30 protein-coding genes are annotated in these 26145 nt (G+C 58.5%); 14 read left to right on the forward strand and 16 right to left on the reverse strand.

Annotated features, from left to right (window positions below):
* A partial coding sequence (locus ABRP64_RS02850; RefSeq protein ID WP_349865349.1) for a DUF4282 domain-containing protein occupies positions 1-591 on the forward strand: 591 nt, incomplete at its 5' end.
* 532 nt (positions 592-1123) lie between these two features.
* On the opposite strand, the gene ABRP64_RS02855 is transcribed toward ABRP64_RS02850, so the two are convergent.
* From ABRP64_RS02855 to ABRP64_RS02870, 4 genes are read right to left on the reverse strand one after another with little or no spacing between them, the layout of a single operon-like run.
* On the reverse strand, positions 1124-1540 hold the full coding sequence (locus ABRP64_RS02855) for a DUF3151 domain-containing protein (protein ID WP_284770086.1): 417 nt from the start codon (positions 1538-1540) through the stop codon (positions 1124-1126).
* A gap of 30 nt (positions 1541-1570) precedes the next feature.
* Complete coding sequence (locus tag ABRP64_RS02860; protein ID WP_284852095.1) at positions 1571-2158, reverse strand: Maf family protein; 588 nt, start codon at positions 2156-2158, stop codon at positions 1571-1573.
* Complete coding sequence (locus tag ABRP64_RS02865; RefSeq protein ID WP_284628984.1) at positions 2158-2367, reverse strand: acyl-CoA carboxylase subunit epsilon; 210 nt, start codon at positions 2365-2367, stop codon at positions 2158-2160. Before ABRP64_RS02865 ends, ABRP64_RS02860 begins: the two co-directional genes overlap by 1 nt.
* Before the next feature lie 6 nt (positions 2368-2373).
* A complete protein-coding gene (locus ABRP64_RS02870) occupies positions 2374-3834 on the reverse strand; it encodes an acyl-CoA carboxylase subunit beta (protein ID WP_349865351.1) in 1461 nt (486 codons plus the stop codon).
* A gap of 338 nt (positions 3835-4172) precedes the next feature.
* Between ABRP64_RS02870 and ABRP64_RS02875 the strand changes: the two genes are divergently transcribed.
* Genes ABRP64_RS02875 through ABRP64_RS02885 form a run of 3 tightly spaced genes read left to right on the forward strand, consistent with a single transcriptional unit; the run spans position 4173 to position 6618 of the window.
* Complete coding sequence (locus ABRP64_RS02875) at positions 4173-5441, forward strand: hypothetical protein (protein WP_284770083.1); 1269 nt, start codon at positions 4173-4175, stop codon at positions 5439-5441.
* Positions 5442-5463: 22 nt separating this feature from the next.
* The gene (locus ABRP64_RS02880; protein WP_284770082.1) at positions 5464-6036 is read left to right on the forward strand and encodes a hypothetical protein; all 573 of its coding nucleotides are present in this window, start codon (positions 5464-5466) and stop codon (positions 6034-6036) included.
* A 3-nt stretch (positions 6037-6039) separates the two neighbouring features.
* On the forward strand, positions 6040-6618 hold the full coding sequence (locus ABRP64_RS02885; RefSeq protein ID WP_284770081.1) for a hypothetical protein: 579 nt from the start codon (positions 6040-6042) through the stop codon (positions 6616-6618).
* A gap of 281 nt (positions 6619-6899) precedes the next feature.
* Here the strand turns inward: ABRP64_RS02885 and ABRP64_RS02890 are convergent, their stop codons facing one another.
* The 6 genes from ABRP64_RS02890 to ABRP64_RS02915 form a co-directional block, all read right to left on the reverse strand.
* On the reverse strand, positions 6900-8405 hold the full coding sequence (locus ABRP64_RS02890) for an alpha-amylase family protein (protein WP_296090023.1): 1506 nt from the start codon (positions 8403-8405) through the stop codon (positions 6900-6902).
* Complete coding sequence (locus tag ABRP64_RS02895; RefSeq protein ID WP_005281620.1) at positions 8402-8587, reverse strand: hypothetical protein; 186 nt, start codon at positions 8585-8587, stop codon at positions 8402-8404. Before ABRP64_RS02895 ends, ABRP64_RS02890 begins: the two co-directional genes overlap by 4 nt.
* Positions 8587-9408, reverse strand: coding sequence for a carbohydrate ABC transporter permease (locus ABRP64_RS02900; protein ID WP_005281622.1), 822 nt, complete (start codon positions 9406-9408; stop codon positions 8587-8589). Before ABRP64_RS02900 ends, ABRP64_RS02895 begins: the two co-directional genes overlap by 1 nt.
* Complete coding sequence (locus ABRP64_RS02905) at positions 9408-10415, reverse strand: carbohydrate ABC transporter permease (RefSeq protein WP_349865353.1); 1008 nt, start codon at positions 10413-10415, stop codon at positions 9408-9410. The genes ABRP64_RS02900 and ABRP64_RS02905 overlap by 1 nt, the downstream gene beginning before the upstream one ends.
* Before the next feature lie 195 nt (positions 10416-10610).
* Positions 10611-11873, reverse strand: coding sequence for an ABC transporter substrate-binding protein (locus tag ABRP64_RS02910; protein WP_349865354.1), 1263 nt, complete (start codon positions 11871-11873; stop codon positions 10611-10613).
* A 103-nt stretch (positions 11874-11976) separates the two neighbouring features.
* Positions 11977-12969, reverse strand: a complete 993-nt coding sequence (locus ABRP64_RS02915) for an ABC transporter ATP-binding protein (protein ID WP_349865355.1) — start codon at positions 12967-12969, stop codon at positions 11977-11979.
* Between the two features lie 43 nt (positions 12970-13012).
* Here ABRP64_RS02915 and ABRP64_RS02920 point away from each other — a divergent pair, with 43 nt between their 5' ends.
* Together ABRP64_RS02920 and ABRP64_RS02925 are read left to right on the forward strand one after the other, a co-directional pair.
* Positions 13013-13882, forward strand: coding sequence for a biotin--[acetyl-CoA-carboxylase] ligase (locus tag ABRP64_RS02920; RefSeq protein WP_349865357.1), 870 nt, complete (start codon positions 13013-13015; stop codon positions 13880-13882).
* A gap of 129 nt (positions 13883-14011) precedes the next feature.
* On the forward strand, positions 14012-14452 hold the full coding sequence (locus ABRP64_RS02925) for a YdbT family protein (RefSeq protein WP_284770074.1): 441 nt from the start codon (positions 14012-14014) through the stop codon (positions 14450-14452).
* Here the strand turns inward: ABRP64_RS02925 and budA are convergent.
* Positions 14430-15161, reverse strand: coding sequence for an acetolactate decarboxylase (gene budA / locus ABRP64_RS02930; protein ID WP_349865359.1), 732 nt, complete (start codon positions 15159-15161; stop codon positions 14430-14432). The two genes, ABRP64_RS02925 and budA, sit on opposite strands and share 23 nt — an antisense overlap.
* Here budA and ABRP64_RS02935 point away from each other — a divergent pair.
* On the forward strand, positions 15147-16355 hold the full coding sequence (locus tag ABRP64_RS02935) for a 5-(carboxyamino)imidazole ribonucleotide synthase (protein ID WP_349865360.1): 1209 nt from the start codon (positions 15147-15149) through the stop codon (positions 16353-16355). The two genes, budA and ABRP64_RS02935, sit on opposite strands and share 15 nt — an antisense overlap.
* A 24-nt stretch (positions 16356-16379) precedes the next feature.
* Complete coding sequence (gene purE / locus ABRP64_RS02940) at positions 16380-16880, forward strand: 5-(carboxyamino)imidazole ribonucleotide mutase (protein ID WP_302521138.1); 501 nt, start codon at positions 16380-16382, stop codon at positions 16878-16880.
* Positions 16881-16930: 50 nt separating this feature from the next.
* Here the strand turns inward: purE and ABRP64_RS02945 are convergent, their stop codons facing one another.
* From ABRP64_RS02945 to ABRP64_RS02955, 3 genes are read right to left on the reverse strand one after another with little or no spacing between them, the layout of a single operon-like run.
* Positions 16931-17215 carry a hypothetical protein gene (locus tag ABRP64_RS02945; protein ID WP_349865362.1) on the reverse strand — a complete coding sequence of 95 codons (285 nt, stop codon included), beginning with the start codon at positions 17213-17215 and terminating at the stop codon, positions 16931-16933.
* 48 nt (positions 17216-17263) lie between these two features.
* Complete coding sequence (locus ABRP64_RS02950; RefSeq protein ID WP_284781817.1) at positions 17264-18172, reverse strand: ribokinase; 909 nt, start codon at positions 18170-18172, stop codon at positions 17264-17266.
* A gap of 11 nt (positions 18173-18183) precedes the next feature.
* Positions 18184-19170 (reverse strand): LacI family DNA-binding transcriptional regulator, encoded by a 987-nt coding sequence (locus tag ABRP64_RS02955; RefSeq protein WP_349865364.1) that lies wholly within the window; start codon positions 19168-19170, stop codon positions 18184-18186.
* Between the two features lie 120 nt (positions 19171-19290).
* On the opposite strand from ABRP64_RS02955, the gene ABRP64_RS02960 reads away from it, so the two are divergent.
* Entirely contained in the window at positions 19291-19746 is a 456-nt protein-coding gene (locus ABRP64_RS02960) for a YdcF family protein (protein WP_284770067.1), read from the forward strand.
* Between the two features lie 6 nt (positions 19747-19752).
* Here the strand turns inward: ABRP64_RS02960 and ABRP64_RS02965 are convergent, their stop codons facing one another.
* Positions 19753-20796, reverse strand: a complete 1044-nt coding sequence (locus ABRP64_RS02965) for a ribonuclease HI (RefSeq protein WP_349865366.1) — start codon at positions 20794-20796, stop codon at positions 19753-19755.
* A gap of 461 nt (positions 20797-21257) precedes the next feature.
* On the opposite strand from ABRP64_RS02965, the gene ABRP64_RS02970 reads away from it, so the two are divergent.
* The 3 genes from ABRP64_RS02970 (at position 21258) to ABRP64_RS02980 (ending at position 24287) form a co-directional block, all read left to right on the forward strand.
* On the forward strand, positions 21258-22157 hold the full coding sequence (locus ABRP64_RS02970) for a DUF559 domain-containing protein (protein ID WP_349865368.1): 900 nt from the start codon (positions 21258-21260) through the stop codon (positions 22155-22157).
* 196 nt (positions 22158-22353) lie between these two features.
* The gene (locus tag ABRP64_RS02975) at positions 22354-23517 is read left to right on the forward strand and encodes an NRAMP family divalent metal transporter (protein ID WP_284770101.1); all 1164 of its coding nucleotides are present in this window, start codon (positions 22354-22356) and stop codon (positions 23515-23517) included.
* Positions 23508-24287: a putative hydro-lyase gene (locus ABRP64_RS02980; protein ID WP_349865370.1), complete on the forward strand. Its 780-nt coding sequence runs from the start codon at positions 23508-23510 to the stop codon at positions 24285-24287. The genes ABRP64_RS02975 and ABRP64_RS02980 overlap by 10 nt, the downstream gene beginning before the upstream one ends.
* Positions 24288-24307: 20 nt before the next feature.
* On the opposite strand, the gene ABRP64_RS02985 is transcribed toward ABRP64_RS02980, so the two are convergent.
* Positions 24308-24925 carry a GntR family transcriptional regulator gene (locus ABRP64_RS02985; protein ID WP_349865372.1) on the reverse strand — a complete coding sequence of 206 codons (618 nt, stop codon included), beginning with the start codon at positions 24923-24925 and terminating at the stop codon, positions 24308-24310.
* A 116-nt stretch (positions 24926-25041) separates the two neighbouring features.
* On the opposite strand from ABRP64_RS02985, the gene ABRP64_RS02990 reads away from it, so the two are divergent.
* The gene (locus ABRP64_RS02990; protein ID WP_349865374.1) at positions 25042-25968 is read left to right on the forward strand and encodes an ATP-binding protein; all 927 of its coding nucleotides are present in this window, start codon (positions 25042-25044) and stop codon (positions 25966-25968) included.
* Positions 25937-26137, forward strand: coding sequence for a DUF8462 domain-containing protein (locus tag ABRP64_RS02995; RefSeq protein ID WP_296087657.1), 201 nt, complete (start codon positions 25937-25939; stop codon positions 26135-26137). The genes ABRP64_RS02990 and ABRP64_RS02995 overlap by 32 nt, the downstream gene beginning before the upstream one ends.
* Positions 26138-26145: the final 8 nt, after the last annotated feature.

Raw genomic sequence — 26145 nt, forward strand, 5'->3', positions numbered from 1 at the left:
GACATGGTGGTAGATTACCTTTCTTCCCAGCTCGACTGGGCTGGATATCAGGTGTCCACCACATGGGGGTCAGGTCCACATGAGGAATCGGCTGCAGGTGGGTACAACCCGCAGGCAGGTGCTCAACCAAATTATGGTCAAGCCCCGCAGAGCACAGAGGCCCCTCAAAGCTATGGGCGAGCAGCTGGACAGAACAAGCGTGGATTCGGGGCAGCGATAAAGAGCCTGGGTGGCAAAAATGGCCTCTTAGGGGGGATTTGGGAATTTGAATTTAAAGATTTCATAACCCTGACCCATGTGAAGGCGATCTACATGGTCGCTATGGTGATATGCGGAATTTGCTGGGCTCTCAATGTTCTTGGGGCGTTTAGCCTAGGAACTATCGTCGGTATAAATGGAATTTCGGACGGCGAATTTGGTTATGTTCTCCTCAGCTTTATCGGATTTATCGTCTTGGTCCTACTAGCTACCGTGCTCTTCTATATTAAAATGGTGGTTATAAGGCTCATCTTGGAAGCTTTGGTGGCAAACGTCCGCACAGCGCAAAACACCGGAGACTTATTGGATAAGCAGTCTTTGGACAAAAAATAGGCGCTAAGGATTGTGCCTGAAACTCCTATCAATAAGGACCCCGCGGCAATCCGCGGGGTCCTTATTATGTGGCGTGCAAAGACGAATGGAATACGGCAAATCCTATGGCCTAGGCATAAGAACTGAGCACGAACGTCAAATGCTTGTACAAGAAATCATTGGATAGGTCAATATCGCCTGAGACAGGTTCCGCCGAGTCACCATCAACCTGAAGGCGCACTGTGTGATGCGCGGTGATCCCGGCGGACGTAGTAATCGAGCGCTCTGTCCACGTGAAGGCGGCCGCATCGTCGGAGACGCGGCTGACCTTGGAACCTGGATCGAATTTGGTGGCTTCGTCGGTGGGCTTTTCGGTCGCCGTGTGGTTGTGTCCCGAGACTTCAGGGGTGTTGGGAAAATTCGGGTCTGGTCGATACTGGTGGGGCTACTGGTCATCCGCGTCACACGCTGCCAGCCTAAGTGGCAGCGCCGCAACGAGGAGCGTTAGCAGTGCAACGGCAGTGCTAACTAGCCTTTAGTATTTTTACTGGTTCTAGTCGAGCAGCTGGGCGACGCTATCGGGGTCGGCATCGGAAAGCATCTGGCGGATGCGGTCGTATTCATCATCCTCACCGATGGCCTTGGCGGCGCGGCCGAGGGCCGCAATGGCGCGTAGGACACCTTGGTTGGGTTCGTGGGAGAAGGGGACTGGCCCCCATCCCTTCCAGCCATTGCCGCGCAGGCGGTCCAAGCTGCGGTGGTAGCCGGTGCGGGCGTAGGCATAAGCGGTGATGTACTCGTTGGGATCCGCACCCTCTAGCTTGTCGAGCTCCTGCTCCGCGAGCATGGCCCACAGCAACGGGGAATCCGGGTGGTCTACGATGCCGGTGGCAGGTGCGGCCGCGTCCTTGGTGCCGGGATCGGCGGGCAACTTTATAGGTTCTGGGGCAAGCATGTCTTTCATTTCCATAAGACACACTCTAGCGATGCTCGTGCGGGCCTACCAGAAATCAGAAACGTTAAGCCCAAAAGAGTAGAGCGCGCGGCGCACCACCGGCAGGGACAGCCCGATGACAGAAGAAGGATCGCCGTCGATGCTATCGATAAACCAGCCGCCCATGGCCTCCAAGGTAAACGCGCCCGCGCACTCCAAGGGCTCGCCACTGCGGGCATAGGCCTCGATATCGGTGGCAGAAGCCTCCGCGAACCGGATGGTCGTGGTGGAGGTTTCCACGTGGCGCTGCGTGCCAAAAATCAGGCAATGGCCGGTAAACAGTTGCGCGGTGCGGCCTGCCTGTTGGTTCCAGCGCTCGATGGTGGCGTCGATGGTGTGCGGTTTGCCCTGCAAGTGGCCATCCAATAGCAGCATGGAATCGCCGCCGATAACTGGCTCGTCGGGGTACTGGGTAGCTACCTTCTCGGCCTTGGCGGTGGCAAGCTTTGCCACGGTATCGGCAGGCGAGTGCCCCGCCAATTGGGCTTCCAAGGCGCGCTCGTCAATATCGGCGGGCTTGAGCACCGGTTCCACGCCGGCCCCGCGCAGGATGGAGGCGCGCGAGGGGGACTGTGAGGCCAAAATGAGGCGCATTAGTAATACCGCACGGTGTGGAAGGCGGAAGGATTAAAGACGCGCTGCGCGCCGTAGTGGTCGAAACGCTCACCGGGCCTGCCCCAGTGGTTGCGATCCCCAAAGGCGCCGGAATGGTCCTTTTGCATCTGCTTGAGCACTGTCGATAGCGCGGCGCGCTCTTCTTCCGTGGGGTTTCCCTTCAGGACTTTGATTTCGGGTTCAGACATCTTTTCCTAAACAGTTCCGTGCTTCTTGGGTACCTGGGCCACGACCTTGCGCTCTAGCAGGCGCAGGCCTTCAACCAGGTAGTGGCGTGTAGCGGAAGGCTCGATGACATTATCGGCCAGGCCGCGCTCGGCGGCGGCGTAGGGGTGCAAGAAGAGCTCGTCCATTTCTTCCTGCTTGTCCGCATCGCCGTAGATGGCCAGCGAGGTCTGGGCCGCCTCGGCGACGGCGATTTCCGCGGTCGGCCAGGCATAGACCAAATCCGCGCCCAGATCCTTGGACCCCATAAACGCGTAGGCCGGGCCAATGGCCTTGCGGGTTACCACCGTAAGCTGGCCGACGCTCGCTTCCGCCTGCGCATACGCAAACCCCGCCGCCCGACGCAGAAGACCGGCCCTTTCTTCCTCCGGCGTGGAAACGAAACCGGGCGAGTCCACGAACTCGATGATCGGCGTATTGAAGGCATCGCACAGGCGCACAAAACGCGCCGCTTTTTCCACCGCGGCTGAATCCAGCGCGCCATTGAGGGACAGCGGTTGGTTGGCAACGATGCCCACAGCGCGGCCATCCACGAAGGCAAAGCCCGTGATGATATTGGGCGCGGCCTCTGCCGAAAGCTCAAAGAAGGAGCCCTTATCGACGACCGCGTTGACCACCTCGCGCATGTCATAGGCATCCGCTGCTGAATCCGGGATGACGGAATCCAGATTAAACTCGGCGACCTCGCGCGTATCGATGCGCGTTGCCTCGGCGCGGTTATTAGCCGGCAGGTAAGCCAGTACGTCGCGGACCAAGGCGAGGGCTGCTTGCTCGCTTGGGGCGCTGAGCTGCGCGGTGCCCGATTGCGCGTGGACTGCGGCACCGCCAAAGGTGTCCGGTTCCGCTTGGGCCACGTCGCTGGCTGCCTGGTGCAGGCTGGTGCCGTGGGTGACAATGAGGACATCGGCAAGCGTGGGCGCAAATGCCGCAATGCCGCTGGTATCCCCGGCCACCACGGAGATCTGCGGGATAAGACCGGAGGCCTCGGTCGCGCGGGCGAGGATGCGGGCGTAGCCAGCCAGCGTGACGATGCCCTCTTGTACGCGCGGGCCGGTAGAATCATAGATGCCGACGATGGGCACGCCGGTTTTCAGCGCAAGGTCATAGACCTTGGTGAGCTTTTCCGCATAAACCTCACCCATCGTGCCGTCAAAGACGGTGGCATCCTGGCTGAAGATGCACACGCGACGCCCATCAATCGTGCCGTAACCGGTCACGATGCCATCGGTGTACGGGCGATCGTGCTCGCGGCCAAAGTCGGTGGAGCGGTGGCGGGCTAGTGCATCGGTTTCTACAAAGGAACCCTCATCGAGCAGCTGATTCACGCGAGTGCGGGCGGCTGGCTCGCCTTCCCCCAACGGCGCGCGGGACTCGGCGAGCTTGTTGTCCAGGTCCTCAATCTTGCCAGCGGTGGTCTTCAGGTCAGTCATAGGCGCTGAGTTTACTAGTGGAAGGCCAAAGATGCGGAAATCGTGCGGTTTGGGCATCGTCACAGTGTCGGTGGCGGCGCGCTATCGGTGCGGCATTAGCGCGACCGGAGTATCTGCCAGGCATTAGGAAATATTAGCTCCCCTTTATGGGGGGTAAGGGTGAAATGTGTTGTGCAGCGTTCGTTACCGGTAAGGGGCGTTTTCCCACCGTAACGACGATAAATGCCATAAAGAGAGATAGCTGTAACTGTTGAGGAGCTATAACGAAGAGCTTAATATCAGCTGTGTCTTCATGAATTTTTCTCGTATCCTTAAACAACCACAAGGACGGTCTTCTGGTGATTTCAAAGGGACTGCGACTTGTCGCGCCGCTTGCCATCGCGATACTTCTCGCGCCCGCGGCACATGCGCGCGATATTCCCCCGATGCCACAGGCATATCCCATTACCAACCTCTATAAAAGCTGCAGCGCCGCCGGAGATAACACCGAACGCGAATGGCGGTTTGCTGAAACAGGACGTCGCTACATGAGCGACGGAACCTTGCAATTCAAAAACACCACTGACCAGGAGGTGCCGTACACCGCAGAGGTAGAAACCGGCACCAATCACGAAATTGATGCCAACTCCAAGGCCAAGTTGCCCTCTGGTTGGGACACCACCGCCAAATCCGATATTGGCCTAAAAATGGCCAATGGCTGGCGAGATAAAGAAACCTTCGGGCCCGTCAAACTCAAGCCGGGTGAATCCTTCCGCGTGGAATACGGCGTGGTGGAAAAGGACTTTATTTCCATGTTCGTCGGCTGCAATGATGACCGCCTCGAAAACATTCCCGGCGCCAACGTCATCCGCGGTAAAGGCCCAGCAGAGCGCTATGCCTTTGCCTATATCATCAAGGCCGATGGATCCGTATCGGACCTGGCAATGGAAATTCCGTCTCGATCCGGCAGCACTAATTCTAAGCCCATCGAAGGTAGCTACACTGCGGTTTCCGGCCCCAGCTTGGAAAAGATTGCTGATCCGAACAAAGACGAGATCATGCAACCAGCCGCTGAACCCCAACGCGATCCTGCTTGGCCCAAGGAAGGCGAAAAGTGCGAAGCCAACGATAACTCCTGGTATCCGCTGGATATCACCGCGGTGAAGCCAACCTTCCGCAAGCCCGGTTATTCCACCGACTTCCTCAACTGGTCTCAGGGCGACTATGAATTTGCTCCGGTAACGGACTTCGTGGTTGGTGCCCAGCACGATCCATATACCAATTGGCGAGGCAATAGGGGCGATATCCCTCAGGGGTGGCTCGAGTCCGTGGGCGCCATCAAGCGTGCCTACATGCCGGTCGGTACTGAACTCAAACATGTAAACCTTGCACCCGGAGAGCGCGTTCGCGTGGAGTACGGCACCACCATGACCCGTATCAACTATCGCGAAGTGCACTGCGGAAAATCCGGCAAGTACGACCTCACCTCGAACTATAAACAGACCACCGCCCCGAGCGGTTTCTGGGCCGAAGCCACAATCACTTCCAAAGACGGCAGTACCCGCACCGTAGACGTCACCCCTGACGAATACCGCGATCTGCCCGTACCCACCCAAACCATCTACTAACTACCTGCTAGGAGTACATCTCATGCGCATTTCCAAGATTGCGTCCACCACCGCGGCTTTAGCCGTTGCCGCCGGCGTATTCGCTGCCCCAGCCGCCAATGCATTGCCGCAGCGCGACCTGGGCCCTGCAAACCCCACTACGATTGGTGAACGTTGCGCCAATCCTGGCGATACCGGCCAGACCATTGATATTAAGCGCACCTATTTCGACGGTTCCGCCGGCACCTGGACCGTTTCCAACTACAACGACGAGCCGCTTCCCGTAACCCGCTCCATCAAAGAAACCAAGTCCAAGACCTGGAACGTTTCTGCTGGTGTGGACTTCAAGCTGTTGGATCTGATTCACTTCACCTTCTCCTCCAGCTACACCTCTAGCCAGACCTACGAGGTAGGCGAGCAGGTGGGCCCATACGATATCGCCCCGGGTAAGACTGCCGTGCTGAAGGCTGGTTGGGTAGTCTCTGACTTCGAGGGTCAAAAGACCGTGTGCGGTTCCGACCACACCTGGCAAGCCAATGGCGGTAAATTTACCGCAACTCTGCCCAAGGAACGCCACGTCGCAGTCTCCACCCGTGATAACAACGATTGGGGTTAAACCGTGAAGGTGAAGTCCATCGCTAGTGCAATCGCAGCGCTGAGCTTGGTGGCCGTTCCCGTAGCCCATGCCTCTGACTTCGGCGGAGACTTTGAACTGCCCCAGCGCTGGAACGATGACTTTAAGCCCGGCACGCATTGCGCAACGCCGGGGGAGAACTCAACCTATGTCACCGCGAAGCGCCGCTGGTTCAAGCAAACCGATGCCGCAAGCGTGGCAAACCACAATGCTGAGCCGGTGCCGGTCAAACACACCGTATCCAAAGCGCGGACGGAAACCGTTGAGGTTTCCGGCTCCGTGCAGGGAGAGGGAGATTTGGCCAAGATCCTGACTAAGACCTACGGATTCAACTATGTAAGCGAACAACACTGGAAGATTAACCAGGTAGTTGGGCCATACACCTTGCCTGCAAATTCCCAAGGCAAGTTGGTGTGGGGCTTTACCATGCTGGATACCGATGGCCAGGATGTGCGCTGCAACCGAGATCAAGTATGGGAAACGGTAGGAAAACCATATTCGGCCACTGTCCCTGAAGCTCGCTATTCCGAGCTGCGCTTAGAAGACGCTCCGGACTGGAGTTAGTTCATCAGAAAATGAGCCCAGCCGCACCCTGTGAATGGGGTGTGGAGCTGGGCTCTTTTTTGTAGCAGCTACGGCGCGCACTGCTTGGTTTGTAGAAGTGCATCCTCCAAAGTGCATCCTCCAAAGTGCAGGGTCCTCTGCAACATTTGAGGAAGATTTGCGATATCTGAGGGCCGGGTTTGCTCAGTTATCGCAGTGGAGGATGCACAAATTGCAAAAGCAGGCCCATCCACCGGCATGACTGGCCGTGCAGCGGTCATGCCGGGCCAAAGACAGCCGCTCTAGGCCGGCAACCAGGCGTATCCGTAAGGCCCGAGCTCGACGGGGCCTAGGTCAACGGAGCGGTCGCTGAAATTGTGCAGGCACAACAGGTCGCCGCGCTGGTAACCGAGCACGCTTTCCTTACCGGTTTCCACTGGCTCGCAGGGTGCCGTTCCCAGGTCGGGGTGCGCGTGGCGCTCTGCAATCATGGTGCGCACGCTGTGCAGCAGGGAAGTGGCATCGTTGAGCTGGGATTCCACGGACGTGCCGCCGACGATGGGTAGCCGCGCTGGGGTGCGGGCGCTAAAGCCCGCGGTTTCGCTATCGTCCCACTGCATGGGGGTGCGAACGGCATAACGATCCGGCAAAGAGGTGTCATCGAGCATGCCGATTTCATCGCCATAATAAATAAATGGCGCACCCGGCAGGGTCATGAGCAGAGAAAACATCAGCTCCACCTTGCGGCGGTCCCCACCCATCAACGGCATGAGCCGCCTGGCGATGCCCACATGCGCCCGCATGCCTTCCTCTGGCAGGTAGGTCTGATACATCAGCTCACGGACATCATCGTCAACCATTTCCAAGGTCAGCTCGTCGTGGTTGCGCAGGAAGGTACCCCACTGGCAGCCCTCGGGCAGCGGCGGTAGTTGGTCGAGGATGTCGTAGACGGGGGTGGCATCGCCAAGCGCGAGCGCCTGGTACAGCCGCGGCATGACCGGGAAGTTGAAGACCATGTGGAAGCGGTTGCCGGAGCCGTAGAACTCCATGGTCTCCTTGGGCGGCTGGTTGGCCTCCGCAATGAGGACGGCCTCGGGATAGTGGGTATCCATAAAGGAGCGAATCTTTTCCACGAACTCCACCGTCTCCGGCAGGGATTCGCCGCCGAGCTCATCGCGCTCGAAGAGGTACGCAATGGCATCGAGGCGTAGGCCATCAAGGCCTTTGTCCATCCAGAAGGACAAGATATTAAAGACCTCGTCCTGCACGTCCGGGTTATCGTAATTGAGATCCGGCTGGTGGGAGTAGAAGCGGTGGAAATAGTATTGCTGGCGCTCCTCATCCCAGGTCCAGTTGGAGGTCTCAACGTCCGTGAAGATGACGCGGATTTCGGGGTAGCGCTCGGGATCATCGCCCCAGACGTAGAAATCCCCAAACGGGCCATCCGGATCGGAGCGCGAAGCCTGGAACCACGGGTGGTCGGAGCTGGTGTGGTTGAGCGCCAGGTCCGTCATGATGCGCATATCGCGGCGGTGCAATTCCTCAACCAGTTCCTCGAAATCCGCCATCGTGCCGTAATCGGGGTGGATGGAGTAATAATCGGCGATATCGTAGCCGTCATCGCGCAGCGGAGAGGCATAAAACGGCGAGAGCCAGAGGCAGTCCACGCCCAACCACTGGAGGTAATCCAGCTTGTCGATGACCCCGCGCAGCGTACCGATGCCCTTATTTTCGGCCTCGTTATTGCCAGAGTCCTTAAAGGAGCCCACTAGGGCTTGATAGAAGACGGCGTTGTGGTACCAGCTCATTGCAGATCCTTTCTTTTTGCCCGCCACGCAAGGTAGGTTAGTGCGCACAGCGCGCCGGCCACTAGGCCGGGCCATACGGCGGGAGAGTCTTCAAATAGGTTCACCACGGCTTGGATGACCGCAAGACACGCGAAGAAGCCGAGGAATCCGAGGATCGAATCCCACAGCAGGGACCGGCGCATTAGGCCTTGACACCTCCTGCGGTGAGCCCGGCGACGATGCGGTGCTGGAAAATGAGCACCATGATGATAAGCGGAATGGTCACCAATGCACCAGCCGCCATGGTCGCGGCATAAGGGTACTCGAAGGCCGAGGGGCCAGAGAAACGGGCGATGGCCACTGTGACCGGCTCGGTACTCGTAGTGGACAGCTGCTTGGCCAACATGAATTCATTCCACGTGGTGATAAAGGCGATGATCGCGGTGGTAAACAGCGCCGGCGCGGCCAGCGGCAGGAGGATGAGGCGGAAGGCCTGGGCACGTGAAGCGCCATCCACGCGGGCGGCCTCCTCAAGCTCCCACGGCAGCTGCCGGAAAAAGCTGAGCAGGGTATAAACCGTCAGCGGCAGGGCGAAGGAGATATTTGGGATGATCATCGCGCGGTAGGTGCCGATCCATTCCAAGCGGCCAAAGAGCTGGAAGAGTGGGGTAACCAGCGCGATGGCGGGGAACATGGAGGCTGCCAAAATGATGCCGGTGACGATGCCCTTGCCGGGAAAGTCATAACGGGAGAGCGCATAGGCGGTAAATACGCCGACTAAGACGGCTACCGCGGTGGTCGCGAGCGAGATGAACAGCGAATTGCCCAGCGCGCCGAGGAAGTCATTGCCCTTATCCGTTGCGAGGGCATCGCGGAAATTATCGAGCGTGATATGCGTTGGCCAGGGCGTGGTATCAAAGGTGAATTCCTGGCTGCGCAGGGCGGTGACCACCATCCAATAAAAAGGGGCAAGGCCCCAGAACATGATAAAGATAATGCCCGCGTAGTGTCCGAATTTACGCATTACTTTGCACCCTTTCTGCCGGAGACATCCGCGCCGAGGAAGCGGATGAGGATGAAGGCGACGAAGAAGATGAGCAAGAAGATAAGGGTGGATAGTGCCGAGGCGGAGTTGAAGTTACCTTGGCGCATATCTTCCACCACCAGCTGGGAAATGGTGGCGGTAGGGGAGTTAGAGGAGCTCGAAATCATGATGACGGGAAGGTCATACATGCGCAGCGCATCCAGGGTGCGGAAGAGCACGGCCACCATCAGGGCTGGGCGCACTAGTGGCAGGGTGATGCGGAAAAAGGTTTGGATGCGGTTGGCACCATCGACGCGGGCGGCATCGTAGACATCCTTGGGGATCATCTGTAGGCCAGCCAGGATGAGCAGCGCCATAAACGGCGCGGTCTTCCACACGTCTGCGATGATGACGGCAAAGCGCGCATAAAACGGGTCCGTGGTCCAGGCGATATTCGCGCCCAGCAAGGAATTGACTATGCCGTCCGGGGCGAACATGAACTGCCACAGCTTGGCCGTCACGGCGGTAGGAATGGCCCAGGGGATAAGCACGGCAGCGCGCACTAAGCCGCGGCCGCGGTACTCGCCGTTCATGATGATGGCCATGAACATGCCGAGGATGGTTTCTAGGGCGACCGTGACCACGGTGAAAAACAGCGTGATTTTTACGGCGGGCCAGAAGTCGGTGGCGATAACTCCGGGCGGGCACGTCGTGATTTCACCCGCACCGGACACACAGCGGTTATTGATCCAGTACAGGTAATTGTCTAAGCCGGCGAAACCGCCTTCTTCAAAGAGACCCGTTTTGGGGTTGAGCTGCCGGTTTCCCTGGAAAGACAGGATGAACGCGCGCACGATGGGATAGCCGATGATAATGCCCAGCACGATGAGCGCCGGGGCGATCAGCGCGGCCGGGCGCCCGAAATTGGCAAACCTGGAGGTGCTAGAGGCGCGCTTGGGCTTTTTCGATCGAGGGTGCTTCTGTTGCGTCGGCGAAGTGGTGACCACGGGAGTTCGCCTTTCTGATTCAGATGATTTCTAGTGCGCTAGATTCTATCCCCAACTGGGACGGGAAAACCACAAAGGGTGAGGCAGTGGCATATACGCCTTCCTCACCCATTTGTGTACTAGCGGTTCGCTATATATTTCTCGCTTTTCAGCATGCTCCCTGCCCGTAGGATACGAGGTCCAGGGAGGGCTTCTTTAACCCTGCGAAGCAGAATCGATGGCCGCCTTCATATCGGAGGTGGCATCCTCGACGGACTTGCCATCGGTAAGCGCGGCATAAGCGTTGTCCTGAATGGCCTTAGAGATGGCGGAATAGAACGGCGATACCGGACGCGGTGCGGCGTTTTCTAGGGATTCCTTCAGCGCTGGCAAGTAGGGGAATTCCTCCTGCAACTGTGGGTCATCGTAGATGGAGGAAAGAACCGGCGGGAAGGACTGCTCAGCAAAGGACTTCTGGTTCTCCTCATTGATGATGAAGTTCATGAAGTCCAGGGCGGTGCCCTTGTTCTTGGAATTGATGTTGATGCCGTTGTTGTAGCCGCCCAAGGTGGACACGCCAACGCCATCCTTGCCCAGCGGTGCCTGGACCTCAACGTCAATGCCGGCATCTACGGCATTGGTGTACATGTAGGGCCAGTTCACTGCGAAGGCGGTCTTGCCTTCGGTGAAGGCCATGTTGGTCTCTTCCTCGGTGGCGGCGGTGGAGTCCTTGGAGATGATTTCGTCTTCATAAGCATCCACCATGGCCTGCAGGCCTTCCTGGGCTTCCTTGGAGTCGACGGTGGCATTGCCGTCATCGTCAAGCACCGAGCCACCCCAGCCCTCCATGAAGCCGGCGGTGTTCAAAGCCAAGCCCTCGTACTGCTTGAGCTGGGTGGTTAGGCAATTCTTGCCGTCTTCCAGGGCCTTGCAGGCGGATTCGAGGTCAGCGAATTTCTCCGGGGTAGCGTCCGCGAGCTCAGTATTGCGGAAGAGGAGCTGGCCGTTGGTGTTTTGCGGGAGCGCATACAGCACGTCGTTGTAGGTGGCCGATTCCACGGTGGCGGGCAAGAGCTCCGAGGTATCGGTCTCGAAGTCACCGTTAAGCGGCTGGAGCCACTGGTTGGCGGCGAATTCCGCGGTCCAGACCACGTCGAGGGCCATGACATCGTAGTCATCATTGCCAGCCTGGAGGGACTGCACCAGGGTTTCGCGCTGGGCATCGGCCTCGCCCGCGAGCTCCTTGAGGGTGACCTTTTCATCCGGATTTTCTTCATTCCACTTATCGATGATGGGAGTGATCTTATCCGTGTCGTTCTTGCCCATGGCAAAGGTGATGGGGCCGTGGGAGTCAGCGCCGGAACCGGAACCGGATGCGGAGCCATCCGCGTTATCTGCACCGTCGTCAGACGTGGAGCAGCCTGCCAGCGCCAATACTGCCGTGGTGGCGACTGTGGTGCGAATGAAGTACTTCTTCATGGGAATTCACCTTTCAGAAAGCTTGGGTGTTCCTTAAAAATAATTTACAAACACCGCGCGCAGAATAGATTTTGATTATTCACCTCTAAATGGGGGGGGTAATTTAGGAGGTGGAGATACGTCGCCCGGTTTCTGGGTCAAAGCTGTGTGCAGCGCTTGCATCAAAGGTCAATACAACCTCCTCACCGCGCTGCGGCGGGGTGCCTTCACACCGGGCCACGAACCGTGCGCTACCCACCGTGGCGTAGACAAAGGATTCGGAACCCAACTCTTCAACCAGGTCGACCACGCCGCGCAGTCCCTCAGCCCCCTCATTGAGGTGCATATTTTCCGGGCGCACACCCAGGCGCTCGCCGTTGTAGTCAAAGATATTCATTGCAGGCGAACCAATAAAGCCGGCGACGAACTCGTTGGCCGGTTCCGCATAAAGCTCGCGCGGTGGGGCAACCTGCTGCAATACACCATCTTTGAGCACGGCTACCCGATGCCCCAGCGTCATGGCCTCGACCTGGTCGTGGGTGACATAGACCGTGGTGGTCCCAAGCCGTTGCTGCAGGCTCGCAAGCTCGGTACGAGTCTGCACGCGCAGCTTCGCATCCAGATTAGATAGCGGCTCATCCATGAGGAAGGCCTTAGGGTTGCGAACGATGGCACGGCCCATGGCCACGCGCTGGCGCTGACCGCCCGATAGGTCCTTGGGCTTGCGCTTGAGGAACTCGCTCAAGCCCAGCATATCTGCTGCATCCTGGACCTTTTGCTTGATTTCAGCCTTCGGGAGCTTGGCCAGTTTGAGCGAAAAGCCCATGTTTTCTTCCACCGAAAGGTGCGGGTAGAGCGCGTAATTTTGAAAAACCATCGCGATATCGCGATCGCCCGGCTCGAGGCCCGTGACGTCTGCATCATCGATTAAAATCCGGCCACTAGAAATTGGTTCAAGGCCCGCAAGCGCACGCAGCGTCGTGGACTTGCCGCAGCCAGACGGACCCACCAAAACGAGGAACTCGCCGTCCGCGATTTCTAGGTCCAATTCCTTCACGGTGGGCGCCGCCGCGCCGGGGTAGGTTATATTTACCTTTTCAAAAGTGACCTTTGCCATGCGCAACACACTAGCACCACCGGCGGACGGTATCTTGGAATCTATGACTGCACTTGATAAGCACCGCATTCGCACCGCCCTGGCAGAGGATTTCACCACCATCGATTTTGTGGATCAGACCGGTTCCACCAATACCGACCTGATGCAGGCCACAAACGTTGCCGATGGCACCGTGCTGCTTGCCGATGAGCAGTTGTCCGGCAAAGGCCGCCTCGGCCGGGCGTGGACGGCGCCGGCCGGATCCCAGGTGATCTTTTCCGTGCTGCTTTTGCCCGATTCTCTCGACCACTTGGGCACGCTTCCGCTGGCTGCGGGCTTGGCCGTGACCGATTCCATCGAGGGCTCCGTGCTGAAGTGGCCGAATGATGTGCATATCGATGGGAATAAACTCTGCGGCATCCTTGCCGAGGCCGGTCCCGTGGGCCAAGCCTTCAAGTCCGCACCGAAGACTGAGGTCAATAAGGCAGAACTCAATAAGACTGAGTTGAACAAGGCTGAGGTCAACAAAGCTGAAGTCAATAAAGCCGAGGTAAATAAGGCCGTCGGCGGGCAGGCGCCCTCTGCGCGCGTGGTCGTAGGTATGGGCATTAATGTCACGCTCAGCCGCGAGGAATTGCCCATTGAAAAGGCCACCTCGTTGGCTCTGGAAGGCCGCGATACCGACCGCACCGAGCTGGCCATTACCGTGCTGAAAAACCTGCGCCGCCGCATTACGCAGTGGGAGAACCAGGATCCGCAGCTTATGCAGGATTACCGCGCAGTGTGCTCATCCATTGACCAGGAGGTGCGGCTGGAGACCCCGACTGGCGATGTTATCGGCCGCGTTGAGGGCATTGGTGAGGACGGCCGCATTAACGTCGCAGGCGAGTACTACTCCGCCGGTGACGTGACACATCTGCGTCCGGCGCGATAGGCGCCGCACGTTAGATGTCGCACGATCGGCGCCGTGCGATAGGTGCCGCGCGATAGGTATCGCGCGGCAGGTGCGGCGGAATCCGCGCAGTCCGAGTAGCGCTGCCTCGCACTGGTACTATCCATGGCTATGGGATTGATGAAGATGGGCCAAGGCGAGGTCAAGCGCGCGGATGTATCCGCGCCATTTCGCGCGCTCGTTTTCCCATTTCTGGAGCTCATCCTCATTACGGGCGTGCTGTGGATTGCCATCGGCTGGTGCGATGCCCAGGGAGTAGAACCCATGCTGCGCAACGGGCTCGTCGTCTTGTGGGCCGGGCTGAGCACGTGGCGCTTTCTCATTCCGTTTTATAAGGCTCGCCGCAAGCGGTTCATCGTGACCAATCGCCGCGTCATTGTGCGGGAAGGCCGCCACATCGATTCAATTCCGCTGGAAGATATTCGCGGCGCCCGCAAGCGCCGCGGCGGTATCTCCATTGCGCTCAATGGCTGGGACAGGGCCATGTATTTTCCCACCGTAGCCAAGTCAAAGCAGGTAGCAGAGATTATTAATGATCGCCCCTGGTTTTAACCTCGGTGGAGTGCAATTGCTTATCTAGGTCCTCCGGTGCGAGGTTAGCGCTGCTGAATTCTTGGGTCAGCGGCAGGCGCAGTTCTAAATCGGAACCGGGGCAGAGCTCGATTTTCGCCTCATCCACGGTGTAATCCAGCACATGTCCGCCGGATTGCCGCGCGGCGTCGATAAAGTGCACGTGGCATCCTGGCACCGAAATCCCGCGCTCGTACACGGGAGTGCGGAAGCCGCCGATGACTCCTTCGACATCGCTAAAGTGCAGCTCTTTATCGCCGCCGACCGCCTTGGTCATTGGGGGATAGGGCTTGGTTTGTTTGACCACGGTGCGCGTGGTGACCTCAGAGAACCTGCCCGTGATACGGACCGCGTACATGTAGTTGGCGGAAGGTTCCACCTCATCGATGAAGGCGGAAAGCTCGTCGCGGCGCAGGCCCCGTGGGGCATCGACAAGAATGCGCGGCACAAAGTTGGTGGCCACGGCATAAGGGGTTTGCTGGTCCAAGTCCGCAACCCGTGCGGAGCCATCGCCGCGCAGTTGGTAGCAGGTCCCGTCCAGGATAATCATTTCACCATCGAGGCCATTAAAGGTACCGATGCCGAAATTGCCCTTTCCTAGCAGCTCAGAGATGGTCATCTCGCCGTCATAAATGCCATCAAGGAGAGCGCTCATGAGGGAGTTCTGGAAGATCGAATGACGGGTAAACATGGTATCCAAGCTAATATTGTGGGCGTGAGTGTCTCAAAACCTATTGTAACTGTCTGTGGCGATGGTCAGCTGGCGCGCATGATGCAGCCTGCCGCCGCTGAACTCGATATTCATCTGCGGATTCTTGCTGGTAGCCCGGATTCTTCGACCGCGCAGGTCACCCCGGACATCGTGGTGGGCGATTACCACAAGTACGAGGATCTGCTCGCGGCAGCCCGCGGCGCGGATGCGGTTACCTTCGAGCATGAGCATGTGCCCAATGAGCATTCCGCCGCGCTTATCGATGCCTCCTTTAACGTCCAGCCCCAGCCCAGCGCCCTGCGCTATGCCCAGGACAAGCTGGACATGCGGGAAAAGCTCTCCGCACTGGGGGCGCCCGTTCCGCGGTTTAGCGCAATCGAATCCGTTGCTGATGCCCGCGCTTTTTTCGATGCCGTAGACGGGCGCGTTTGCCTCAAGGCCCGCCGCGGTGGCTATGACGGCAAGGGCGTGTGGTTTCCTTCGGATGCCGATCTTGATGAGCTCGTCGCTGAGCCATTAGATGCCGGCACGCCGCTCATGGCCGAAGAGCAAGTGGATCTGACCCGCGAGCTATCCATCTTGGTAGCGCGCCGCCCATCCGGTGAAGCCAAGGTCTGGCCCATTACCCAGTCCCGCCAGGCAAACGGCATCTGTGCCGAGGCCATCGCGCCCGCGCCCGATCTCTCGCCTGAGCTGGCCGAACGTGCCTCTGCGCTGGGGCTAAGCATTGCCGAATCCCTCGGCGTGACCGGCGTGCTGGCCGTGGAGCTTTTCGCCTTCAACGGTGAAAATGGCGAGGATATCTCCGTTAATGAATTGGCCATGCGCCCGCACAATACCGGCCACTGGACCCAGGATGGCTGCGTGACCTCGCAGTTCGAACAGCACCTGCGCGCCGTACTCGACCTGCCCTTGGGTGCGGTGGACGCCCTAGCCCCGGTGACCGTTATGGCAAATGTGCTCGGCGCGGACGAAGATCCCAAGATGCCTATGCCGCAGCGTGTGCGCGAGGTCATGGAACGCTACCCGCACGCCAAGATTCACCTGTACGGCAAGGACCACCGCGCTGGACGCAAGATCGGCCACGTCAATGTCGCTGGTACATCACTCGATGAGACCCGCGATGCCGCCCGCCAGGCCGCGCACTTTCTCATGCACGCAACGTGGGAATAACTCTTAAAACCTAGAAAGGACATTATGGAACCGCAGGTAGGAATCATCATGGGCTCGGATTCGGATTGGCCCACCGTCGAACCCGCAGCGGAAGTCCTCGCGGACTTCGGCATCCCGTTTGAGGTTGGCGTGGTCAGCGCCCACCGCACCCCGGAAAAGATGCTGGCCTACGCCAAGGGAGCGCACTCCCGCGGCCTTAAGGCCATCATCGCCTGTGCCGGTGGCGCCGCCCACCTGCCGGGTATGGTTGCAGCGGCCACCCCGCTGCCCGTTATTGGCATCCCGCGCGCACTCAAGGACCTCGATGGCCTAGACTCCCTGCTTTCTATCGTGCAGATGCCTAGCGGCGTTCCCGTGGCCACCGTCTCCATCGGCGGCGCAAAGAACGCCGGCCTGCTGGCCGCCCGCATCCTGGGCGCCGGAGACCCCGCCCTGCAAGACAAGATGGTCGCCTACCAAGAAAAGATGGCAGAAGAAGTCGAGCAGAAGGATAAGAACCTGCGCTCGAAGCTGCTAGGGGAGTAGGGAGGAGCTCCCTTTCTTTTTCGGCTAAAAGAGAGGGAGACTCCAGTCAGCTACCGTTTAGAATTCTTGGAGTCGTCATGGAACCACTCTTTGATCTGCATCCAGAGCAATCCACCAATAAAAACGACGAAACCTAGTACATAAGAAACCCAGAATTCTTTCGGTACCGATTCTTCGCCATTGAAAAGCCACTCAGTGCCGCCAAGGTAAAGAGCAAAAGGTAAGGGGACAAGCAGAAATATCAATAGCGAGATTAAAAAGGCTTTCCATTTTTTAGGCTCGCTCTTACCGCTTCTCTCTTTATTCTTACTATCCTTTCCAAGGCTCTTATGCATGATGGCTGATGTGACCTTCCATTGCAGTGACTTTAAAACTGGACGCTTCTATTTCTGCGTGACCTCTGGCAATTGTGAAGAGGTCGTGGGATAGGACGGCTGGGCGCCGGCGCTGGTGGCGGCGAAGGCACCGACGCGGGCGGCGAAGGTGGCGGCATCGACAAGCGTGGCGCCTTCAAGGAGCTTGGTGCAAAAGGCTCCGGCAAAGGCATCGCCGGCGCCGGTGGTATCGACCGCGGTGATCTGTGGGGTGGGGATGTCCGTGTTGGAATCGGGCGTTGCTACGTAGGCGCCTTCGGCCCCGAGGGTCAGCACCACCGATTTAAAGCCTGCGGAAACCAGGCGGTGGGCGAGCTCGCGCGGGGTGCCGGTGGAAGAAAGACCTAGTTGCTCGAGGATGAGGCCGGCCTCGTGCTCGTTGGCCATGAGGGGATCGGCTTGCAGGAGGGCGTCGCGGTCTACCTCGATGACCGGGGCGAGGTTGACAACCACGCGTCCTTGGGCGGCATCGACTGCGGCTTTGAAACCGGAGGCGGGAATTTCGCCCTGGAGTAGGACCACGTCCGCATCGGCGATGGTGGATTGGCGGGCGGTGACGAAGGGGGCATCGACAAGAGCGTTCGCGCCGGGGGAGATGACGATGGTGTTTTCGCCATCGGCGGAGACCGTGATGACCGCCAAACCGGTAGTGGTATCGGACTGTTCCACCGCGCTGAGATCGATGCCGGAGCTGTGCATGTAGTGCATGGCGGGCTCGGCGTAGGGGTCGGAGCCGACCGCGCCGACGAATGCTACATTGGCGCCCAATTGCGCAGCGGCGACCGCTTGGTTCGCGCCCTTGCCGCCAGCGAGGATCTCGCCGCCGGAGCCCAGCAGCGTTTCGCCGGGGTGCGGGTGGCGTTCGGCATGGACAATAAGGTCAGCATTAATCGAGCCGACGACGGTGAGTTTGCTCATTGGAAATCCTCCTATGAATCGGATTCTACGGTGAATGCAGTGGACATGCGGGGGATATATCGCGTATCGATTATCGATCCTTGAGGCGGGCGCTTATTTTTGATGGCCGCGATGAGTTCTGCGGTGGCTATCTTGCCCATGTGGTCGACGTTTTGGTCCACTACGGATATGGGCGCTGGCTGGAAGCGCAGGTAAATGAAGTCATCGAAACCGACGAGTGCGACTTCCTCTCCAATGGCCTTGCCGGAATTATGACAGGCTTCTAAGGCGCCCGCAGTCATCATCGAATCAGCGGCGACGATAGCCGTGACCCCGGCATTAAGTAGTTCGATTGCTCCCTTATACCCTTCTCGGTGCCGGAAACTGCCTTGGTGAATGTGAATATCAAGGTCGCGGGCTGCTTCTGTGAATACAGCGAGGCGCTGCCTGCCGGTAGAGGTTTCTTGGGGGCCGGAAAGGTAGCCAATCGAGGTATGGCCTTTGTCCTTGAGCTGCGCAATTGCCTTATGCATTCCCGGACCAGGATCAGAAATCACGGCGGGAAATTCCCCCAGTGTTCGGTCAATCAATAGCAACGGCCGATGGGAATGGGCCTGGCGGATAGCGTCTTCTGCGCCATCGAGTGGAACAGTAATTATTCCATCGACCTGCCGCTGCGTGAGGGCATCGAGGGAGCGTTCCAAACGCGCAGGATCCTCGCCGCAGCTGGTAATCATGGTGGCGACACCGTGAGCATTAGCTTCTTGTTCAATTGCGGCGGCCATGGCGGCGAAATACGAGTTATCCAGGCTTGGTATGACGAGGCCGATGGCATTGGACCGTGCGTTTCGCAGCGCGCGTGCCTGGGCATTTGGGCGGTAATTGAGCTGTTCGGCTGCTTGTTTTACGCGCGTGCGGGTGGCTGCGGAAATAGCTGGATTTCCTGCCAGCGCGCGCGAGGCGGTGGAAATGGACACCCCAGCTGCGGCGGCTACGTGCTTGAGGGTGGTTGCGGCCAATTCGGCTCCCAGGGGTAGAGCAGCTTCGATGGGTCGTGCAATCGATTGCACACTTGTGTCTCAATTTACGGTTCAGTACCTGTGTCTGTCAAGGGTTCGCGCCGGTCTAAGCTAATGAGCATGGAAAATTCCCCGCGTGATCCGCTCCTTGTTTTGGGCTCCCGTGTCACCCACGGTCATCCGGGCGCCATGCTGCGGTCTCGTTTGGATAAGACGCTTGAACTCTATTCTGGGCAGACGGTCATCGTCTCTGGCCGCGGGGAAGCGGGCGCGATGGCCGAATACCTCATCAAGCGAGGCGTTGATCCTGGGAATGTGCTTGTGGAACCGGCTGCTACCAGTACAAATGAAAATTTAGAAAACGCACATAGCCTTGCACCAGATGCCGTATTGCAGGTGGTCACCAACGATTTCCATGCCCTGCGCACCACATTGTGGGCCTGGCATTTAGGCATTGCAATTAATGTCCACCCCGCGCGCACGCCGTGGCTGTCGATGCCGCGCAATTACCTGCGCGAGGTTGCGGCGACCCCGCATTCCGCAGCGCGAATCCTGTGGCGGCGACTGCGGAGGTAACTGGGGCTATACCGCCTTGAGCGCCTTGCTGATCCCGCTTTGCAAGGTAGGTCGCGATTGCTTCATGGGGTGCGCAATGGCGCGCAGCCCCATATACGCAATCTGATCGGCGGCGCGATTGAGCGGATCCCCGGCATGACCGAGCACACGGCGAATATCCACTTCGCAGGTGCCTTCTAGATCGCCCCAGGCCTGTTGGAATCGGGAGCGCGCACCAGACGAGACACCGCGCCACCTGCGTCCCGGCCGTGCCGCCTTCGAGCCTTTCTTGTGCACAATGTGGTTGACAGCATCCAATGCCGCAACAGAATCGGATTCGATCACGGCCTTCGTCGCACCTACCTTGAGCAGGTACTTTAAGGCGAGTGTGAGCGCTTCTAGCTCCAGTTCGTCCGTGCTAGCCTTCGTCTCGCGGGTGCGCAGGCGGTAGTCACCGTTTCCCGCCACGAAACACATCGAACCCTTAAATACGGTATCGGAGGAAGCATCGGTAGCGATGCGCACCACCGCGCCCGCCGGCCAGGATGTCGTATGCGAGAAATTCGGCCACCATTTCGCCTCTGGCGTTTCGACCTTGTTTGCTTCCTTCTTCTTCGGGGCCTCGCCCAGCTTGCGGGCCTTCCGCGCGGTCAAGCCAGCTTGTTTGCGGCGTGCGGAGCTCGCGCTTGCCGATGCCCGATTCTCCCCCGCAAAGCTCCCCGTCACCGTATAGCCGCGCTTCTCGAGTGCCGATCGCAGCGCATTTTGCCTGCGACCAGTGACAATCCAGGTACGTCCATCGATTCCGCGCAGGGCGCGCTGTAGCTCGCTAACTGCAACTTTGACGATATCGCCCTTTTTGATCTGGCCTTTGCGTACAAAGCGTGCCTGCGGAGTGTTGACCGCGATGACCCAGCCCTCGATGGTTCCGTCCTCCGCTGAGTCCCAGCGTTCGTCCCACAGGGCGATCGCCACATGGACCGGCGCAGACACCATGTCCTTGGTGATTTTGCGGGTGCCGTAGGTACGCGATTGCGTGCCGGTGAGTGCTGAGAGCTCGAGGGGTTCCATTGGTTCTAGTAAATCACGCCCCATTCCAGCGGTGAGCTGCACGCGCCTGATGTGGACTCGATTCGTGACTGTTCGCGATAGTTTTAGGACTCGTTGCGGCCCCTCCCGCAACAGTGCCACAAAGAGCTGTGCAAAGGTCTCCTCAGGATGTTCCGCAATCGGTTGCTCAAAGGCCTCTTTATGATGCTCCGAAAGTGCAGGGTCCCATGCAATATTTGAAGAGAATTTGCGATATTTGAGGAGCGAGTTTGCTCAGTTATTGCAGTGGAGGTTGACCATAGCAGGCTGACCTTCCAACCCTGACCAAAGCGACCGACTACCTATCCTTCGCAAAAGGTGTAAGTCGCCCGTCCCGTGGGATTGGACCCGTTCAATGCGGATGCCCAGCGGGGAGCTCAGAATATGACCACTTGGAGCATCACGCTCAGCAGTTTCTCTAGGAAGCAGCGAAGATAAAGAGCATGTTAAATCATGAGTTAATTAATCTTCGCTATGCAGGTTCAACTAGTCCTTACTATCCCGCGCTGTACACGGGCGAATTAAAGCGAGTCGCTCCATGGATTGCAGTGAAAACAACGACGTGGGAAAGCTGGCCATGGCATAAGCAACAGCTTGCCCTTACTTTAGCGGCCGGCCTAAGTGCGCACCGAGCGTCATTGGTGGCTAAGTCAGCTGCGCGTATTTGGGGAATTTGGGTGATTCCCAGGAGAAAAGAGCTCGTTGAGCTCGCTTCACCTTCAGGAAGCATTCCACCGCACACGCAGTGGCCGCGAAAGTATTATCGAATGTCACGTATAGGGGAGATGTCGGTGGAAAAGTCCGGGGTTCGGGTGACTAATCCGGCACGAACGTGCTTGGATATCGCCAGGTTACATGGGTTTGCGGAGGGGCTTGTAGCGGTCGATTCCGCATTGCGTGCGGGCCTAGTTTCGATAGAAGATCTGAAGGAAACTCGGGCAGCAATGGCTCGGATGAAGGGGCCTATCCCCATGAGAATGGTGGTGGAGCATGCGTATGCCGGTTCTGAATCACCGTACGAGTCGCTGTTGCGGGCGTTGATTATTGAAAGGATTCCCACGGCCACTGTGTACCCACAGTTTCGCATATTGGGAAAGTACCGGGCTGACTTATGTATCGATGGGTGGCTCATTATCGAGGTCGACGGGGATATCAAGTATGACGGTACTTATGGGAAAGCACCGGAAACAGTGGTCAAGGAACAGATGCGCAGGCAACGAGAAATCGAAAATCAGCAATTTAGCGTATTGAGATTCGGGCCAAAAGAGCTGGTCAATGAGCCGAATAGGGTAGTGGAGACAATAGTTGAATACCTGGGGCGAAAGGCGGGAAAAGTAGCGTAGATCACCCCCGAAGCACCCCTAGCTATAGATGTTGTTGAACAACCTCCGTAATAACAATTATGATGATGCGAATCACATTTAAGAGAGACCGGCGTCACGAAAGGTGAAACTAGTGAGTGCTGAAAAACAAGCTTCCGCCTCGGCACAGGCGGATGCGCAGGCGGATGCGAAAACCCCGCCCAAGGGCATTGGCGCCATGGCGGGCGCCATGTTCCTCATGGCTACCTCGGCCATTGGCCCGGGCTTTTTGACCCAGACTTCGGTCTTTACCGTCCAGATGGGCGCTTCTTTTGCCTTCGCCATTGCGCTGTCCATTTTGGTGGACATCGCCATCCAGCTCAATGTGTGGCGCGTGCTCTGCGTGACGGGAATGCGCGCAAACACCCTGGGCAATACCGTTCTTCCCGGCTTGGGCTGGGTGCTCGCCGGCTTCGTCTTTTTCGGCGGGGCGATTTTTAATATCGGCAATATCGCCGGCGCAGGCCTGGGCCTGAACGCGATGCTGGGCATCGATGCCCGCATCGGTGGCGTCATTGCAGCGGCGATTGCGGTGTTCATCTTCCTCTCCCGCCGCGCTGGAATGGCGCTGGACCGCCTCGTGGCCGCCTTGGGCGCGGTAATGATCCTGCTCATGCTGTATGTGGCCATCGTCAGCCAGCCGCCGGTAGGGGAGGCGCTTAAGAATACCGTTGCGCCGGGTGAAATCGATTTCTTTGTCATCACCACCATCATCGGCGGCACCGTCGGCGGCTATATCACTTTTGCCGGCGCGCACCGGTTGATCGATGCGGGCTTATCTGGCGTTGAAAACGTCAAGAACATTACGCGCACCTCCGTCAGCGGCATCATCGTCACCGGGATTATGCGCATGCTGCTCTTCTTGGCGGTATTGGGCGTGGTGGCCACCGGCGTCACGCTAAAAGAAAATAATACTGCCGCCGATGCCTTTTACCACGCAGCTGGTGAATTCGGACTCCGTGCATTCGGCATGGTGCTCTTTGCCGCAGGCCTATCTTCCGTCATCGGTGCCGCTTATACCTCGGTATCCTTCGTGACCACCCAGGAAACTTCGTCCCGGACCCGCAATATCTTCACCGTCATCTTCATTACGGTCTGCACGATCATTTTTGTAATAATCAACTCCGCGCCGCAAAAGCTCTTGATCTTCGCCGGTGCGATTAACGGGCTCATCCTTCCCATCGGCTTCGCGCTGGTGATGTGGGTGGCCTGGCGCCGCAAGGACCTGCTGCAGGGCTATAAGTACCCAAAGTGGCTGCTTATCCTTGGCAGTCTGGTCTGGTTGCTCACGATCTTCATCGGTCTCCGAGCAGTCTCAGGAATCACGGCGATATGGGCATAATGCATACGCCAGAAGAGGTGCGCGAGTTTGCGCGCACCCACGAGATGACCACCACCGCCGGGCACGCGCGAGGCTACATGCAGGCCAACCTGCTCTCGCTGCCCAGCGCATACGCCTTTGACTTCCTCCTTTTTGCCCAGCGCAACCCCAAGCCGTGCCCCATCGTCGGCGTGCTTGAGGCAGGCCAGTACACCTCGGATTTGCTACCTGGCGGTGATATCCGCACCGATATCCCGGCCTATCGCATCTTTGAGCATGGTGAGCACACGGCCACGCTTGCCGATGCCACCTCCCATTACACCCCTGACATGGTCAGCTTCCTTATCGGCTGCTCGTTTACCTTTGAAACAGCGCTGGTAGATGCGGGCATAGAGATCGCGCATATCAAACAGCAGCGCAATGTGCCGATGTACCGGACGAATATTCCTACTACTCCTGCGGGCGTATTTTCCGGACCGATGGTGGTGTCGATGCGCCCGATTCCGGCATCGCAGGTCTCCGATGCGGTGCGCATTACCTCCCGCTATCCATCCGTGCATGGCGCGCCGGTGCACGTGGGGGACCCAGTGGCTATCGGCATTGCGGATTTAGCGCACCCAGACTTTGGTGATGCGGTGGATATTCCAGAAGGCTGCTTGCCCGTCTTTTGGGCGTGTGGGGTCACCCCGCAGGCCATCGTGATGGAATCAAAGCCGGAGCTGGCCATTTCCCATGCGCCGGGCAAGATGCTGGTGACCAATGCCCGCGATGCGGAGTATCTCATCCCTTAGGCATTGTCCCCGCTACTTTCTTAGTCCGTGAAGGACAAGATGGTATCGCAGGTTTCTAAGAGGCTATCGCGCAAGCGCGTGGTGGCCTTTTCGCGTTTTCCCTCCGCGATGAGCGTGGCCACATCAACGTTGCCTTGAATGTGCTCGGCGTGCAGCTGCGGGTAGCGGGGAATGACCAATAAGAAGGTAAGCCGCATGCGCGCGAGCAGGTTGCTCATCTGCTCATCCAAGGTGGGAGAATCAAGTCCTGCTACCAGTGCTTGGTGGAAGCGCTGGTTAATGGAGGAGACTTCCTGGTGTTTATCGCGCCTTGCGCATTCGAAGGCGGAGGATGCGAGGGAGATGAGCGAGGGGGCATCGGCAAACGCGCCCCACCGCGCGGCAGCCGGCTCGATGGCGGCGCGGGCGGCGAATAAATCGCGGATATAGGCGGCATCCGGGGTGGCGATGAAGACGCCGCGGTGGGGGATGCGTTCAACCAGGCGCTCGGCTGCGAGCGTGGTGAAGGCCTCGCGGAGGGTATTGCGGGAGCAACCGAATTGCTCGGCTACCTTTACCTCGCTGAGTTGCTCGCCGGGCTGAAAATTGCCGGCCGATATCTCTTGGCGCAAGGCGGTGGCGACGGACTGGGAAAGCATGCCCCTCACCTTACTGAATGGGTGAGGCGTCAACGGCCATTCCGTATGACTTAAAGATCTAAAAGTTCTAAAGAGGCGGCGAAGTTCTAAAAGATCTAAATGGAAGGTCTGGCATAGTGATTCCGGATAAGAATCCTTTTCGCCCCAGTTTGGGCGCGTCGCCGGTGCAGCTGGCTGGGCGCGAATTTGAAATCAGCTCGTTTAACTATGGGCTCGTGGGTGGTGTGGGCAGCATGCAGCGCGCCTTGCTGGTCAGCGGTACTCGCGGGGTGGGCAAAACCGTGCTGCTCAATGAGTTCGAAGAATCCGCGCGCCGCCTAGGGTGTGTTGTTATCCGCGCCTATGCGGATGCCCAGATGGTAGCGCAGCTGCGCAATTCCACGATTCCGGAAGCCATCGAGGAGCTGGACTATACGGAGAAGACGGGCCGCAAGATCACGGGATTCTCTGTGGCGGGCGTGGGATCTGTGACGACACAATTGCCCCACAACCAGGCCCAGCCCAGCTTGGTCTCGCGGCTGCGTAGCCTCTTGAAGGCCGCGCGTGCGCATGATGCTGGAGTCTTGTTGACTGTCGATGAGGTGCAAGCGGCTTCCGTGGGCGAGCTTGCGCAGCTTGCCACCGCCATCCAGGATCTCATTCGGGACGAGTACGATATCGCCTTCGCCGCCGCGGGATTGACCTTCGGGGTAGAAGAACTATTGGAGCACGAGGGCACCACCTTTTTGCGCCGCGCTCAAAGGTTGGAATTGGGGCTGCTTGATGATGCCACCGTAGCCGAGACCCTGCATAGCACCGCCACCGCGGCTGGGCGCGGTTTCAGCGAGCGCGCTTTGGAAGAGGCGACCGCATTGGTGCAGGGGTATCCGTACCTATTGCAGTTGGTCGGCGCTTTGGCGTGGACCCATGCGGTACTCGATGGCGCGCGAGATTCCAGCGCATATGGGCAACCAGGTGCACAAGATTGCGTTGAAGAATGTTCCGGACGCCCAGCGCGCTTTTCTCAACGCCATGGCGGAGCTGGAAGCCGAACACGGACCTGATATTCCCACCGGTGCCATCGCGGCGCACCTGGGCAAGACTCCCAATGCCATTTCCATGGCCCGCAAGCTGCTTTTAGAACGCGATCTCATCGCCAGCCACCGCTATGGAACCGTGCGCTTTCTCTTGCCCTACCTGGGTGAGTTTCTGCGCGGCCAAGCACCCAGGTAGGCCGCACG

Source organism: Corynebacterium sp. KPL4015 (assembly GCF_040225725.1).
In the GTDB taxonomy this organism is placed as follows: domain Bacteria; phylum Actinomycetota; class Actinomycetes; order Mycobacteriales; family Mycobacteriaceae; genus Corynebacterium; species Corynebacterium rhinophilum.